The organism is Cellulomonas triticagri, from assembly GCF_003696205.1.
In the GTDB taxonomy this organism is placed as follows: Bacteria; Actinomycetota; Actinomycetes; order Actinomycetales; family Cellulomonadaceae; genus Cellulomonas; species Cellulomonas triticagri.
This window is the reverse complement of sequence record NZ_RFFI01000005.1, coordinates 33,614-48,229: the sequence shown is the minus strand read 5'-3', so window position 1 is coordinate 48,229 and position 14,616 is coordinate 33,614. Positions and strand designations below refer to the sequence as shown.

Below are 14,616 nucleotides of genomic sequence, written 5' to 3'. Positions count from 1 at the left end.
CGTCCACCCCGGGTCTGACCCCCGCCCGCTCGTCGAGCCGCGGCTCGCTCGGGTGGCGCGCATGTCCCCCTCCTGGCCGCCGCGGCGCGTGCGCGTCGTCGGGACCAGCGGGTCGGGCAAGACGACCTTCGGGCGGGCGCTCGCCTCGCGCCTGGGCGTGCCGTTCGGGGAGCTCGACGCGGTGTTCTGGGGGCCGGGCTGGACGCTGAAGGAGCCGGAGGACGGCCGCGCCCTGCTGCGCGAGTTCCTGGCGGCGTCGCCCGACGGCTGGGTGCTCGACGGCAACTGGCGGTCGCGGCGCGACGGGCTGGCGGACGACGCCGACGTGGTGGTGTGGCTCGACTACCCGCGCCGGGTCGTGATGCCACGTGTCGTGCGCCGCACGCTGGCGCGCGGGCTGCTGCGGCGGGAGCTCTGGCACCGCAACCGGGAGGACCTGCGCAACCTGCTGCGCCGGGACCCGGAGGAGAACATCGTGCTGTGGGCGTGGACCAGCCACGGCCCGAACCGGGACCAGCTCACCGCCGACGCCGCGCGGGGCGACGTGCCCGTGGTGCGGCTGCGCACCCCGGGTGCCGCCCGCCGCTGGCTCGCGGCGCTGCCGGGCTGAGGAACGACCGAGCCCCCGGCCGCGACGAGGCGGCCGGGGGCTCGGGGCGAAGGTCGCTCAGACCTCGTGGTAGTGCCGGTCGGCGGCCTGCGCGGCGAGCATCCGCCGCACGCCGTCCCGGGCCTCGACCACGAGCCGGCGCAGCGCGGGCGCGGCGTCCGGGTGCGCGTCGAGCCACGCGTCGGTCGCCCCGGCGACGTCCACCGCGCCCTCGCCCGCGTCGTCCGCGAGCTCGGTCGGGTAGAGGCCGGTGACGATGTTCTGCGCCATCTCGTTGGTCTTCTCGGCCCAGACCTGCTCCAGCGCGGCGAAGTACGGCGCGACGTACGGCCGCAGCAGCGCCCGGTCGTGCACCCGACCGAACCCGCCGATGGTGGCGGCCTGCAGGGCGTTCGGCAGGGCGTCGGACTCCACGACGGCGGCCCACGCGGCTGCCTTGGCCTCGGCGGTCGGCAGCGCGGCGCGGGCGGCCGCGGCGGCGCGCTGGCCGGTCGCGGTCGGGTCCGACTCGAGCTGCGCGTCGATCTCGGCCTCGCCCGCGCGGCCGCCGGCGACCAGCGAGGTCAGCAGCTCCCAGCGCAGGTCGGTGTCGATGGACAGCCCGTCCAGGCGGGTGCCGCCGTCCAGCAGCGCCGCGACGGCGTCGAGCTGCTCGGGCGTCGAGGCCCGGGCCGCGAACGCCTTGACGAGCTGCAGCTGGGTGTCGGAGCCGCCCTCGGCGTCGGTCGCGAGCGTCCACAGCGTGTCGGCGGCGGCGACCTCGGTCGCGGAGCGGTGCTCGGCGGCGACGTACAGGTCGAGGGCGGTGTGCAGCTGGCGCAGCAGCACCAGCACCACCGACGAGTCCGTCTCGTGCGCGATGTTGCCGAGCAGCAGGTCGACGTAGTCCCGCGCGGGAGTCTCGCCGTCGCGGGTCGCGTCCCACACCGCCGTCCAGACCAGGGTGCGGGGCAGCGACTCGCCGAAGTGGCCCAGGTGCGCGACGGCCGTCGCGAGCGAGCGCTCGTCCAGCCGGACCTTCGCGTACGCGAGGTCGTCGTCGTTGAGCAGCAGCAGGTCGGGGCGCTGCTCGCCGACGAGCGCGGGCACCTCGGTGCGCTCGCCGTCCACGTCGAGCTCGACGCGCAGCGTGCGCTCCAGGCGGGTCTCGCCGTCGGCGTCCGCGACGACGTCGTAGCCGCCGACCACCAGGCGGTGCGGGCGCTGCACCGGGTGGGTCTCCGGGACCTCCTGGCGCACGGTCAGGGCGGTGATCCGCTCGACGCCGTCGGTGCCGACCTCGGAGGTGATCTCGGGGCGCAGCAGCGTCACGCCGGACTGCTCCAGCCACAGCGCGGACCACGCGGACAGGTCGCGGCCGGAGGTGGCCTCGAGCTCGGTCAGCAGGTCGCGCAGCTCGGTGTTGCCCCACGCGTGCTTCTGGAAGTACGCGCGCACCCCGGAGAAGAACTGGTCCTTGCCGACCCAGGCGACGAGCTGCTTCAGCACGCTCGCGCCCTTGGCGTAGGTGATGCCGTCGAAGTTGACCTCGACGTCCTCCAGGTCGCGGATGTCCGCGGCGATCGGGTGCGTGGAGGGCAGCTGGTCCTGCCGGTAGGCCCAGCCCTTCTCCAGCGAGGAGAACGTCGTCCACGCCGAGGTCCAGCGGGTCGCCTCGGCGGTCGCGAGCGTGGACGCGTACTCCGCGAACGACTCGTTCAGCCACAGGTCGTCCCACCAGCGCATGGTCACCAGGTCGCCGAACCACATGTGCGCGAGCTCGTGCAGGATCGTCACCGCGCGGCGCTCGACCGTGGCCTCCGGCACCTTGGACCGGAAGACGTACGACTCCAGGAACGTGACCGCGCCCGCGTTCTCCATCGCCCCGGCGTTGAACTCCGGCACGAACAGCTGGTCGTACTTCGCGAACGGGTACGGGAAGCCGAACTGCTCCTCGTAGAACGCGAAGCCCGCGCGGGTGATGTCGAGGATGTTCTCGGTGTCGAGGTGCTGGGCGAGCGACCCGCGGCAGTACACGCCGAGCGGGATCGTGCGGCCGTCGCTGGACGTGAGCTCGCCGTGCTCGTGGTGGTACGGGCCCGCGATCACCGCGGTGATGTACGACGCGATGCGCGGCGTCGGCTCGAACGTCCACGTCGCGGTGCCGTGCTCGGCACCGCCGTTGCGGTTCACGCCGCCCTCGACCGCGACGGGCTCGCCGACCGCGGGGGAGTTCGACACGACCTGCCAGTGCGCGGGCGCGGTCACGGTGAACGCGAACGTCGCCTTGAGGTCGGGCTGCTCGAACACGGCGAACACCCGGCGGGAGTCCGCGACCTCGAACTGCGAGTACAGGTACACCTCGTCGTCGACCGGGTCCACGAACCGGTGCAGGCCCTCGCCGGTGTTCATGTACGCGGCGTCCGCGACGACCACGACCTCGTTCTGCTCCGCCAGGCCGTCCAGGGCGATGCGCGAGTCGGCGACCACGGCGGCGGGGTCGAGCTCGGTGCCGTTCAGGACGACGCGGTGCACCGTCGGCGCGATCAGGTCGAGGAACGTGCTGGTCCCGGCCTCGCGCGCGGTGAACCGCACGGTGGTGGTGGAGGCGAACGTGGTCGGACCCGTGGTGAGGTCGAGCACGACGTCGTACGACTGGACGTCCACGATCGCGGCCCGGGTGCGGGCCTCGTCGCGGGTCAGGTTCTCAGCGGGCACGCGGGTGTCTCCTCGTAGGGTCGGGTCAGCGGCCGTGCCGAGGCATCATTCCACCGATCAGGCCAACATCCGCACTTCGGGCGCAGGTCGGTGACGGCGCCTCCGTGCAGCGCACGGACCCGTCCGGCGTGACACGGGGCGGGGGGTGGGGGGCATGATGGCGGACGGCCCGGTCGACGACCGGGCCGACCCGACCCGCCCGGAACGACCGCAGCGCCGCCGGCGCCGCACCCGTGAGGAGCCCGACCCGTGACCGAGACGCAGCCGCCCGCGACGCGTGACACCGCCGACTTCTGGTTCGACCCCGCGTGCCCCTGGGCGTGGATGACGTCGCGCTGGATGGACGAGGTCACCCGGGTCCGGGACGTCGACGTCCGGTGGCACGTCATGAGCCTGTCGGTGCTGAACGAGGGCCGGGACCTGCCCGAGGAGTACCGGACCCTCATGGACGAGTCCTGGGCGGCGGTGCGGGTGCTGGTCGCGGCGCAGGAGCTCTACGGGCGCGAGCACCTCAAGCCCCTGTACGACGCGCTGGGCACCCGGCGGCACCCGGGCGGGCGCACCGACACCTGGGGCATCATCCGCGAGGCGCTGGACGAGGTCGGGCTGCCCCAGTCGCTGCGGGCGTACGGCGACACCGACGAGTTCGACGAGCAGCTGCGGGCCTCGCACGCCGAGGCGATCGCGCTGGTCGGCGACGAGGTCGGCACCCCGGTGGTCGCGGTGAACGGCACGGCGTTCTTCGGCCCCGTGATGACCCCGGCGCCGAAGGGCGAGGACGCCGGCCGGCTCTGGGACGGGTTCGTGCTCGTCACGGGCGTCCCCGGCTTCTACGAGCTCAAGCGCACCCGCACCAAGGGCCCCGTCTTCGACTGAGCCCGCACGACCTGCACGACACCGCCCACCAGTCCCCCGCCCGGAGGTCACCATGGGAGCGTTCGCGAGCCTGAGCCGCGGCGTGAAGATCTTCCTCGCCGTGGACGTCGTCCTCGTGCTGGTCCTCGTCGTCGCCGCGATCGTGGTGCTCGGCGGCGGCCCGGACGACGGCGACCCCGCCGCCACCGCGCCGAGCACGTCCGCCGCGCCCGCAGCGACCGACGAGGGGTCGGACGGCCCGAGCAGCGGCGACGAGCCGACCTCGGTCGAGACGTCCGACGAGGCGACCACGTTCGCGTCCCCGTCCGGCAACATCTCCTGCACGATGTCGCCCGACGGCGTCACCTGCCAGATCGCGAACAAGCAGTTCGACGTCCCGCCCGCCGAGGGCTGCACCGGCACCACCGGGCACACCATCGTGCTCAGCGAGGCCGACGGGGTCACGACGCCGTGCGTCGAAGGCCCCGCGCCGGTGGCCGCGTCCGCGGACACCCCGGTGCTGGACTACGGGCGCTCGCAGCAGGTCGCCGGGTACACGTGCACGTCCGGGACGGACGGCATGGCCTGCGTGGTCGCGGACTCCGGCGTCGGGTTCCGGGTCGCGACGGCGGCGCTGACGAACCTGCCCTGAGGCACCCTCGGCACGACGACGGGCCGCGACCACCCGAGCGGGGTGGTCGCGGCCCGTGCCATCACCAGATGCGGACGCGGTCCTCCGGGGCGAGGTACAGCCCGTCGCCCGGCTGCACGTCGAACGCCGTGTAGTACTCGTCCACGTTGCGCACGACCGCGTTGCAGCGGACCTCGTCGGGGGAGTGCGGGTCCACCGCGAGGCGGCGGATCACCTCCTCGTCGCGGCCCTTGGCCTGCCAGACCTGCGCCCAGCCGAGCAGGACCCGCTGCGTGCCGGTGAACCCGTCGACCTCGGGCGCCTCGTCCAGCGACGTGCCGAGCGCGATGCGGTACGCCTTGAGGGCGATGGACAGCCCGCCGAGGTCGCCGATGTTCTCGCCGATGGTGAGCGCGCCGTTGACGTGGTGCGACCCGTCGAGCTGCTTCGGCGAGAACGCGTCGTACTGCGCGACCAGCGCCGACGTGCGCTTCTCGAACTCCGCGCGGTCGGACTCGGTCCACCAGTCCTCGAGGCGGCCCTGGCCGTCGTACTTCGAGCCCTGGTCGTCGAAGCCGTGGCCGATCTCGTGCCCGATGACCGCGCCGATGCCCCCGTAGTTCACGGCGTCGTCCGCGTCGGCGTCGAAGAACGGCGGCTGCAGGATCGCGGCCGGGAACACGATCTCGTTCATGCCGGGGTTGTAGTACGCGTTGACGGTCTGCGGGGTCATGAACCACTCGTCGCGGTCGATCGGCTTCCCGATCTTGGCGAGCTCGTAGTCCTGCTCGAACGCCGAGGCGCGGCGCACGTTGCCGACCAGGTCGTCGGCGCGCAGGTCCAGGCCCGCGTAGTCGCGCCACTTCACCGGGTAGCCGATCTTCGGGGTGAACGCGTCGAGCTTGGCGAGGGCCTTGGCCTTCGTCTCCTCGCCCATCCAGTCGAGCGCGGTGATGGACTCGCGGTACGCCTCCACCAGGTGGCCGACCAGCACCTCCATGCGCTCCTTGTGCGCCGGCGGGAAGTGCCGGGCGACGTAGACCTCGCCGACGGCCTCGCCGAGCACGCCCTGGACCAGCGAGACGCCGCGCTTCCAGCGGTCCCGGAGCTCCTGCGCACCGGTCAGGGTGCGGCCGTGGAAGTCGAAGTTCGCCTCCACCAGCGCGGACGACAGGTACGGGGCCCGCGCGGTGATCGCGTGGTACGCCAGCCACGCCTGCCAGTCGGCGACCGGCTCCGACGCCCACAGCGCCGCGAACGCGGTCGCGAACGACGGCTCGCGCACCACCAGGTCGTCCAGTGCCGCCTGCGGGGCGCCGAGCGCGCGCGCCCACGCCTCCCAGTCGAAGCCGGGCGCCGACGTGGCGAGCTCCGCCAGCGTCGTCGGGTTGTACGTGAGGTCCGCGTCGCGGTCCTTCACGACGTCCCAGTGCCCGGCGGCGATCTTCGTCTCGAGCTCCAGCACCCGGCCCGCGCCCTCGTCCGCGGCATCCTGGTCCGCGGCCCAGCCGCCGAGGAGCAGCATCCGCGCGACGTGCGGGCGGTACGCGCCCAGCACCTCGGCGTACTGCTCGTCGCGGTAGTACGACTCGTCGGGCAGGCCCAGGCCGGACTGCGTGAGGTAGACGACGTACCGCTCGGGGTCCTTCGCGTCGTTGTCCACCCAGAACCCGGCCGCACCACCCGCGCCCGTGCGCTGGAGCGTGCCGAGCACGTCGGTGAGGTCCTGGCGGGTGGTCGCCGCCGCGACCGGCGCGAGGTCCGCGCGCAGCGGGTCGGTGCCTGCCGCCTCGACCGCGTCGGTGTCCATGAAGCTCGCGTACAGCGCACCGATCTGCGCCTGCACGCCACCGCCGTCCGCCTGCTCCGCGGCCTCGGTGATGATGTCGCGGACCTGCTCCTCGGCCTGGTCGTGCAGGGCGCGGAACGAGCCGTCCATCGCGCGGTCCGCCGGGATGACGTGCTGCGCGACCCAGCGGCCGTTGACGTGGGCGTACAGGTCGTCCTGCGGGCGCACGGCCGGGTCGAGGGCCGAGGTGTCGATGCCGCTGCGGGTCATGGGTGTCAGGGGTCCCTTCGGTCCGGGCCGGTGCGAGGACTCGCACCGCCGACCAGCCTAGGACGCCCCCGGGGCGGGTGCCGGTGGACGCGGCGGCGCCGGGACCGCCGCGGTGGGGCAGGATGGCCCCATGCGTATCCATGTCGCCGCCGACCACGCCGGGTTCGAGCTCAAGGTCGCGATCGTCGAGCACCTGCAGGCCGCCGGCCACGACGTCGTCGACCACGGCGCCCACGAGTACGACCCCCAGGACGACTACCCGTCCGTCTGCTTCGCCGCGGGCGAGGCCGTCGTCGCGGACCCGGGCAGCCTCGGCGTCGTCATCGGCGGGTCGGGCAACGGCGAGCAGATCGCCGCGAACAAGGTCCCCGGCGTGCGTGCTGCCCTCGCGTGGAACGACGACACCGCGCGCCTCGGCCGCCAGCACAACGACGCGAACGTCGTCGCGATCGGCGCCCGGCAGCACTCTGTGGACGAGGCGCTGGCGCTGGTGCAGGCGTTCGTGGACGAGCCGTTCAGCGGCGACCCCCGCCACCAGCGCCGCATCGACCAGCTCGCCGCGTACGAGTCCGCCCGCGGCTGACGGCCGACGCGCTGGGCGCTGCGCCCGAGTCGCGCGCGACGGCGGGGTGGACCGGGGTCAGAAGACCCAGGTGCAGACCGGGGCGAGCGGGCTGGTGAACGCCGTGGACGCGCGGTGCAGCGTGGCCGCGTCGCGGCCCGTGACCAGGCCGGCCCCGGCCAGCGCGGTGAGCGTCCGGCCGCCGAGGTAGGCCGCGCCGAGCTCCCGCACGTCCAGGGTCAGGTCCGGGGCGGCGTCACCGGCGGGCTGCACCGTCGCCGGGTAGGTGCCGTCCGGGCCCGCGTCCCCGGTGACCAGCCGCCACCGGCCCGCGTTCGCGGGCAGCAGCGCGTCCGTGACATCGAGGACGGCGTCGACCGGCGCGGCGTACCGGCGCCCGGCGAGCGCCGCGGGCACGTCGAGGAGCCGGAGCCAGATGTTGTCGTCCACCTTGGCGGCGGCGCGGCGCGGCTCCACCAGCAGGTGCAGCAGCAGGTCGTCCACCGGGAGCAGCCGGGCCTCGACGCTCACCGTCAGGTCGAGGTCCAGCAGCGCCGACCAGAGCCGGTGCGTCGCGGCGGCGTCCAGCGCCACGGCCTCCCGCACCTGCACCGTGTACGCCGGATTGCCGTCCGTCCAGGCAGCCTTGCGGCGCAGGATCGCGTACCCACGCGGCTCACCGGCGGTGTCGTGCACGGTCAGCAGCCGCGCGGCCTCGCCGCCCTCGCGCCACGGCGGCGGGTCCGCGACCGCGATGCGGCGCCGCGCGTCGCTCCCGCGGGCGATCCACCCGGGACGTCCCGCGCCGGCGGCGACGTGCACCCGGTCCACGAGGTCGAGGTGCGCGTCGGCGTCGAGCGTCGCGAACCGCACCGTCAGATCGGCCGCGCCGGGCACGTCGCGCAGCGCCGAGCCCCGGGGCACCGTCACGCCGACGTTGTCCGCCGCCGACCCGTACCCGAACCGCCCGTAGATGCCCGCCTCCATCGCGAACAGCGCCGAGACGACCTCGCCCCGCGCCAGCGACCGGTCGAGGTGCGCGCCGATCATCGCCGACAGCAGCCCGCGCCGCCGGTGGTCGGGACGCACGCCCACCCACGTGAGCCCGGCGCACGGCACCGACCCGCCCGGGGTCGGCAGCGTGAACGCGTACGACCCGTGCGCGGCGACCAGCGCACCGGACCCGTCCTCGACGCCGACCGTGCGGTCCGCCGGGATCGGGAACGGCACGGCCGCGTCGTTCGCCGGGTCGCGCGGCGGCATCGCGAAGGCGATGCTGTCGACGTCGCGGAACTCGTCGACGCGCTCGGCGGGGACGACGGTCAGCCGGTAGCCGGCGGGCACGGGGCGCATGCCCTCATCGTGCGCGCACTCGGCGGCGGTGGTCACGTGTTTTCGCAGGTCGGTCCCGGCTACCCTCGGGGCGACGCGCGCGGAGGAGGCCGAGTGGACGACGACTACCTGGAGGCCGTCCTCGACGTGGTCGAGGCGATCCCGTCGGGTCGTGCGATGACCTACGGGACGATCGCCGAGGTCGTCGCGGACCGGTTCGTCGCCGCCGGGCTGCCCGCGCGGGGCGGGCCCCGTCAGGTGGGGCAGGTCATGGCGCGCGGCGGGTCCGGGGTGCCGTGGTGGCGGGTGGTCAACGCCGCGGGCTCACCCCCGGCGCACCACGCCCGCGCCGCGCTGGAGCACCTGCGCGCCGAGGCGACGCCGCTCAGCGCCGACGGCACGCGCGTGGCCCTGCGCCGCGCGATCTGGTTCCCGGACGACTGACCGTCGGAGCCGTCAGCCACCCGGGCCGGCGAACCTCAGCTCGATCCTGACCTGGGTCGTGAGGAACCGCAGCAGCTCGTCGCGGTGCTCCTCGTACTCACCGTCGCCGCACATGACATGGGCAGTCAGGGCGAGGTCACCGCCGTCGCGGAAACCGATGGCATCACCCTGCAGGAGACCGCTGGCGTCGGCGAAGCGGGTGCGGGCGAAGCCCATCTCGAAGATGACGCCCTCAGGCGTGTGTGCCAGGACCGCCGGGACGCCCAGCAGGCCAGCCGGTGCGAAGTCGACCTCGGTCCCGAGCGCGGCAGCACCCCGCCGAACGATGTCGTGCACGACCTCGGACGCGGTCGGGGTCTCCTTGCTCCCGTACCCCTGGAGGCGGGTGAGGCTCACCTGGCAGCGCGAGTCTGCGACCTGCCAGGATGATGTCCCGGTCGACGACGGGAGTGCGGTCCAGGTCGCCGGTGGGCTGGCGAGCCAGGTCATCCCCTCCGGCGTCGCGTCCACCATCATCAGCATCTCGAGGTCGGCCTCCGTGAGGGGCGCGCTCGGCGCGGCGGGTGCCTCGCGGGCGGAGGACGTGGGCGGAGCGTCCACGTCGTCGGGCCCGCCGACCTGGGTGCACCCGGCCAGGGCGACCGGGGCCAGAGCGGACAGAGTGACGAGTGCCGTGGCCGACGCGCTCCGCATCCCGGTCTCCTCCGAGTCTGGTCCGGCTCGGGCTCCGGACGTCAGACGACGAGACTCGCAGCCCCACGACCACCGTGGCGCTACCCACAGCACCTACGCGGTGGCGTCTGGTGCGTGCCCGACGGAACGACGACAGGGCGTGCACGTGACGTGCACGCCCTGTCGCCGGGCGCTGGCTCCGTGCTGATCGGCGTCAGTGCGCCGTGACCGGCTCCGCCGAGGCACCCGCGGCCACCGGGGCCGCCGCCACGCGCGCGGCGCGGTCGGCGCGGGTCCGGAACAGCACGGCCGCGAGCACCGCGCCGCCCGCGAAGATGCCCGCCGACCACGCGTAGGCGGTGTCGAACGAGTGCAGCGCCGCCTCGGCGAGCACCTGCGGGCTCGGGGCCCCGCCCGTGGTGTGGTCGGTGACGTACGCCGCCGCGGCGGTGGCCGCGAGGGTGTTCAGCAGGGCGGTGCCGATGGCGCCGCCGACCTGCTGGCTGGTGGACACCAGGGCCGACGCGGCCCCGGCGAGCCGCTGCTCGACGCCGAGGGTGGCGAGCTGGAACGACGCGGGCATGATCGACGCCATCCCGACGCCCATGAGCACGAGGCCGGGCAGCACGTGGCTGGCGTAGGCGGTGTCGGCGCCGAGCGTGGTGAAGGTCAGCATCGCGCCCGCGGCGAGCAGCATGCCGATGGGCACGAGGACCTTCGGGCCGAACCGGGGGATGAGCAGGTTCGACTGGATCTGCGCCGTCACGATGATGGACAGCACCATCGGCAGGAACGCGACGCCGGTGCGCATCGGGGAGTAGCCGAGCGTCGACTGCAGGTAGTACGTGAGGAACAGGAAGACGCCGAACATGCCGGACCCGGCGACGAGGATCGCGACGTAGGAGGCGCCGCGGTCCCGGTCGAGGATCACGCCGAGGGGCAGGACGGCGTGCGGGGCGGTGCGCTGGCGCAGCACGAAGCCGATCAGCAGCAGCACGCTCGCGGCGAGCGGCCCCCAGGTGGCCACGGAGTCCCAGCCCTGGGGCTCGGCCTGCGAGAAGCCGAGGACGAGGGCGAACAGGCCGGTCGAGCCGAGCAGCACGCCGGGCAGGTCGAGGCGGTGGCCCGCGGTGCCGACGAGGCGGGGGAGCAGGGCGAGCCCGGCGACGAACGCGACGGCGGCGATGACGACGTTGACGTAGAGGTTCCAGCGCCAGTCGAAGTTCTCGGTGAGGTAGCCGCCGAGCAGCAGGCCGATGGCGCCGCCCATGCCCGCGATGGCGCCGAAGATGCCGAACGCGCGGCCGCGCTCCTTGGGGTCGGTGAAGGTCGTGGTCAGCACGGACAGCGCGGCGGGGGCGAGCACGGCGCCGAAGACGCCCTGCAGGGCGCGGGCGGCGACGAGCAGCCCGAAGGTCCCGGCGGCGCCGCCGAGCGCGGACGCGACGGCGAACCCGACGAGGCCGATAAGGAACATGCGGCGGCGCCCGAACATGTCGGACAGGCGGCCGCCGAGCAGCAGCAGGCTGCCGAACGCGAGGGCGTAGGCGGTGACGATCCACTGCCGGTCGTTGTCGCTGAAGCCGAGCTCGGCCTGGGCCGAGGGCATCGCGATGTTCACGATGGTGGCGTCGAGCACGACCATCAGCTGGGCGAGGGCCACGGTGGCGAGGACGAGCCAGCGCCGGCCGTGGGCGGCGGGGGTGGTCGCCGTGGGGGTGGCGGGTGCGGACATGGCGGTGCTCCGGGAGACGTCGGTGTGGGGGTGCAGCGACCATAAACCAAGACCGGTGAGTTCCGAAACCCCCCGGTCTCGATTTGGTTCCGGACGTGAGCATGGGCACAATGGCGCACGACGAGAGGAGCCGGACATGTCAGCGCGCGACGACGCGACGCCCGGGGCGTCGGACCCGGCGCCGGCACCGGCCAGGCGACCGGGACGACGGCGCGACGAGTCCAAGGACGAGCTGATCCTCCAGGCCGCCCGCGAGCTGCTGATGGAGCGCGGCTACGCCGGGATGACCATGGACGCCGTCGCCGAGCGCGCCGGGGCGGGCAAGGCCACCGTCTACCGCCGCTGGCCGTCCAAGACCGACCTCACCGTCGACAGCGTGCTGTGCAGCAAGCAGGTCACCATCGACGAGGTCCCCGACACCGGCTCGCTCCGCGAGGACCTGCTGAGCATCTTCACCATGGCCAGCCGGATGAAGAACGACGAGCTCATGACCGGGCTGCTCACCGCGATCCGCGACGAGCCCGAGGTGCGCTCGGTGTTCCACGAGGCGTTCGTGGCCGGGCGGGTCCGGCTCGCCCGGCAGGTGCTGGAGCGCGCGCACCAGCGCGGGGACACCGCCCCCGGCGTGGACCTCGACATGCTCGCGGCCGTCGGGCCCGCGATGGTGCACTACCACAAGGTCGTCACGCACCAGCCGATGGACGCCGCCTTCGCGGAGCGCCTGGTGGACACCGTCATCGAGCCCCTGGCGACGGGTCGCCCGGCGCTGCTCCCCGAGGCCCGCTGACGCCCGGCCCCTCCGGCGCGCCCACCAGGAACGGCTCCAGCAGCCCCGGTGCCGCGGCGACGGCGAACCGCAGCGCCTCGTCGGCAGCGATGTCCGGCGCGTCGTACCGGCCCCACCCGGCCGAGGTCATCGCGGCGACGCTCCGCAGCCCGAGCCGACGCTGCAGCAGCGACTCCCGCAGCGCGATCGTGCTCACGGCGTCCCGGCGCAGCGCGGTGGTGGCCCGCGCGGCCAACCCGGAACGCAGCACGACGTAGTCGCCGACGACGGCGTGCCCGAGGGCGCGGTACGCGACGACCGCGGCGAGCAGCGCCACCGGCCACAGCACGGCGCCGCCCCACGGGGCCCACGCGGGCAGCACCTCGGTCGACGCGAGCCAGGCCAGCACGGCCGTCACGGCGAGGCTGGTCGCGGTCGCCCACCACAGCCGCCGGCGCAGGGCGCCGCGCGCGTGCCGGACCAGGGGCGCGCCGACCGGGTCGGGGTCCGCGTCGAGCACGGCCCGCGCGACCGGCCACGCCACCGACGCCGGACCGCGCGGCAGCACGGCGGCGGGCTGCGAGGACGCCCAGACGGACAGGCCCGTGGTGATCACCGAGGTGTCCGCCATGCCCATCCACCGCCACAGCACCGGCTCGGACACGGTCACCCCGCGCAGCCGCCGGTCGTCCCGGTTCACCTCGCGGGTGGTGAGCAGACCCTGCCGGGTGCGCAGGTGCGTGCCGGCCTCGCCGGGGACGCGCGCGAGCTCCAGGCCCCAGGACGTCGCCAGGTAGCTCGCCGCCATGCCGACGGCCCCGACGACGAGCACGAGCAGGAGCCCGACGAGGACCGTGCCGACCCGACCGAGGCGGTCCCAGGGCAGCATCGCCTCGACCCAGCCCACCGGGTCCAGCCCGAACCCGGTGAGCAGCCAGTACGCGCCCCAGAGCAGCCCGGCGGCCGTGACGAACGACCAGATGCTCACCATGTTGTAGACGACCCACCAGGGCCGGAACCGCGCGAGCACCCGCACGCCGTCGTCCGCGGCGGACGGGGAGTCCGCGACCCGGTCCAGCAGCACCGCCCGCAGCCGCTCGGCGTCGCGCCGCGACACCGCGTCCAGCGTCAGCGCCGACTCGCCCGCGGCGACCTGCTGCCCGGCGCCGACCAGCACGACGCGCAGCCCGGACAGCCGGTGCCGCAGCCGGGCCGTGGTGTCGACGCTGCGGATCCGGTCGCGGCGCACCGAGCGGTACCGGCGCACCAGCAGTCCGGACCGGCGCTCGACGTACTCGTCGGTGACGCGGTAGCGGGTGACCGCCCAGCGCACCGCGTCGAGGACGGCGCCGACGACCCCGAACGCCCCGAGCGCGAGCAGGGGCCACAGCGAGGACCAGGACGCCTCGACGCCGAACACCCCGACGGCGACGGCGGTGGGGGACAGCGACAGCAGGGTCCGGGCGAGGTCGACGGCGATCATCCGCGGGGCGAGCCGGGACCAGGGCGTGCCGTCGTCGGCGACGGGGTGGTCCGCCTCGACGACGCCGTCGACCGCGTCGGCGGGCGCCTCGGCCGGGAGCGCCGTCCTCACTGCCCCGACGGGCCCGGCGTCGGGCTCCCCGGTCACGTCGCGTCCCCGGGGGTCTGCTCGGTGACGGCCGTCAGACGTTCCGCGAGCTCCGCGGCGAGGTCGGCGTCGAGGCCGCGGATGCTGATGGCGCCGCTGGACGACGCGGTGGTGACCCGCAGGGTGGCGAGCCCGAGCGCCTGCTCCAGGGGCCCGCGCACGGCGTCGACCGTCTGCACCCGCGACAGCGGGGCGACGCGCCACTCCCGGACGAGCCAGCCGGTGAGCCCGTAGACGGCCAGGTCGGTCGCCTCCCACCGGTGCACGGCGTACCGCACCCGGGGTTCGACCACCGCGCGGGCCGCGGTCCACAGCGCGGCGAGCACGAGCGGGGCCGTGAGCCAGGGCCGGGCGGGCTCCCAGAGCCACCAGACGACGCCGATGACGACGGTCACGGCGCCGGCCGAGGCCAGCGCCCGCAGCAGCCACCACCGGCGCGCCCGCGGGTCGACGCGGTGCCGGGGCGGGCGCAGCCGGAGCGGGACGTCTCTTGGCGGCGACAGGTCGTGGGGGACGGGCGGCGTCGGGTCCATACCGCAGTCAAGCACGCGCCCTCGGGCGCCGAGAGGACGGAGTCGGCCTGTCGCGCGGGGCCCGCGCACAGGCCGACTCCGTACCGTCGG

General features: G+C 74.7%; 13 protein-coding genes. 6 read left to right on the top strand and 7 right to left on the bottom strand.

The features are described 5' to 3' along the window. Window positions 1-61: 61 nt before the first annotated feature. Window positions 62-610: a P-loop NTPase family protein gene (locus EBM89_RS01830; protein WP_122147769.1), complete on the top strand. Its 549-nt coding sequence runs from the start codon at window positions 62-64 to the stop codon at window positions 608-610. 57 nt (window positions 611-667) lie between these two features. Here EBM89_RS01830 and pepN read toward each other — a convergent pair whose 3' ends face one another. Beyond that, window positions 668-3,307: an aminopeptidase N gene (gene pepN / locus EBM89_RS01825; protein ID WP_122147748.1), complete on the bottom strand. Its 2,640-nt coding sequence runs from the start codon at window positions 3,305-3,307 to the stop codon at window positions 668-670. Between the two features lie 249 nt (window positions 3,308-3,556). Here pepN and EBM89_RS01820 point away from each other — a divergent pair, with 249 nt between their 5' ends. Together EBM89_RS01820 and EBM89_RS01815 are read left to right on the top strand one after the other, a co-directional pair. Next, window positions 3,557-4,183, top strand: a complete 627-nt coding sequence (locus EBM89_RS01820) for a mycothiol-dependent nitroreductase Rv2466c family protein (protein WP_255414329.1) — start codon at window positions 3,557-3,559, stop codon at window positions 4,181-4,183. A 52-nt stretch (window positions 4,184-4,235) separates the two neighbouring features. Next, window positions 4,236-4,814: a DUF6636 domain-containing protein gene (locus EBM89_RS01815; protein ID WP_122147747.1), complete on the top strand. Its 579-nt coding sequence runs from the start codon at window positions 4,236-4,238 to the stop codon at window positions 4,812-4,814. Window positions 4,815-4,875: 61 nt separating this feature from the next. Here EBM89_RS01815 and EBM89_RS01810 read toward each other — a convergent pair whose 3' ends face one another. After that, window positions 4,876-6,852, bottom strand: a complete 1,977-nt coding sequence (locus tag EBM89_RS01810; RefSeq protein WP_122147746.1) for a M13 family metallopeptidase — start codon at window positions 6,850-6,852, stop codon at window positions 4,876-4,878. A 130-nt stretch (window positions 6,853-6,982) separates the two neighbouring features. Here EBM89_RS01810 and EBM89_RS01805 point away from each other — a divergent pair, with 130 nt between their 5' ends. Continuing rightward, window positions 6,983-7,435 (top strand): ribose-5-phosphate isomerase, encoded by a 453-nt coding sequence (locus EBM89_RS01805; RefSeq protein WP_122147745.1) that lies wholly within the window; start codon window positions 6,983-6,985, stop codon window positions 7,433-7,435. Window positions 7,436-7,492: 57 nt separating this feature from the next. Here EBM89_RS01805 and EBM89_RS01800 read toward each other — a convergent pair whose 3' ends face one another. Continuing rightward, the gene (locus EBM89_RS01800) at window positions 7,493-8,767 is read right to left on the bottom strand and encodes a GNAT family N-acetyltransferase (RefSeq protein WP_122147767.1); all 1,275 of its coding nucleotides are present in this window, start codon (window positions 8,765-8,767) and stop codon (window positions 7,493-7,495) included. A 93-nt stretch (window positions 8,768-8,860) separates the two neighbouring features. On the opposite strand from EBM89_RS01800, the gene EBM89_RS01795 reads away from it, so the two are divergent. Further along, a complete protein-coding gene (locus tag EBM89_RS01795) occupies window positions 8,861-9,190 on the top strand; it encodes an MGMT family protein (RefSeq protein ID WP_122147744.1) in 330 nt (109 codons plus the stop codon). A 12-nt stretch (window positions 9,191-9,202) separates the two neighbouring features. Here the strand turns inward: EBM89_RS01795 and EBM89_RS01790 are convergent, their stop codons facing one another. Together EBM89_RS01790 and EBM89_RS01785 are read right to left on the bottom strand one after the other, a co-directional pair. Next, on the bottom strand, window positions 9,203-9,883 hold the full coding sequence (locus EBM89_RS01790; RefSeq protein ID WP_122147743.1) for a hypothetical protein: 681 nt from the start codon (window positions 9,881-9,883) through the stop codon (window positions 9,203-9,205). 193 nt (window positions 9,884-10,076) lie between these two features. Then, a complete protein-coding gene (locus EBM89_RS01785) occupies window positions 10,077-11,597 on the bottom strand; it encodes an MFS transporter (RefSeq protein ID WP_122147742.1) in 1,521 nt (506 codons plus the stop codon). Between the two features lie 136 nt (window positions 11,598-11,733). Between EBM89_RS01785 and EBM89_RS01780 the strand changes: the two genes are divergently transcribed. Beyond that, window positions 11,734-12,384, top strand: coding sequence for a TetR/AcrR family transcriptional regulator (locus tag EBM89_RS01780; protein ID WP_158609432.1), 651 nt, complete (start codon window positions 11,734-11,736; stop codon window positions 12,382-12,384). Here the strand turns inward: EBM89_RS01780 and EBM89_RS01775 are convergent. After that, window positions 12,332-13,993, bottom strand: a complete 1,662-nt coding sequence (locus EBM89_RS01775) for a PH domain-containing protein (protein ID WP_233571471.1) — start codon at window positions 13,991-13,993, stop codon at window positions 12,332-12,334. The genes EBM89_RS01780 and EBM89_RS01775 overlap by 53 nt on opposite strands. Further along, window positions 13,990-14,526, bottom strand: a complete 537-nt coding sequence (locus tag EBM89_RS01770; RefSeq protein ID WP_122147740.1) for a PH domain-containing protein — start codon at window positions 14,524-14,526, stop codon at window positions 13,990-13,992. The genes EBM89_RS01775 and EBM89_RS01770 overlap by 4 nt, the downstream gene beginning before the upstream one ends. Window positions 14,527-14,616: the final 90 nt, after the last annotated feature.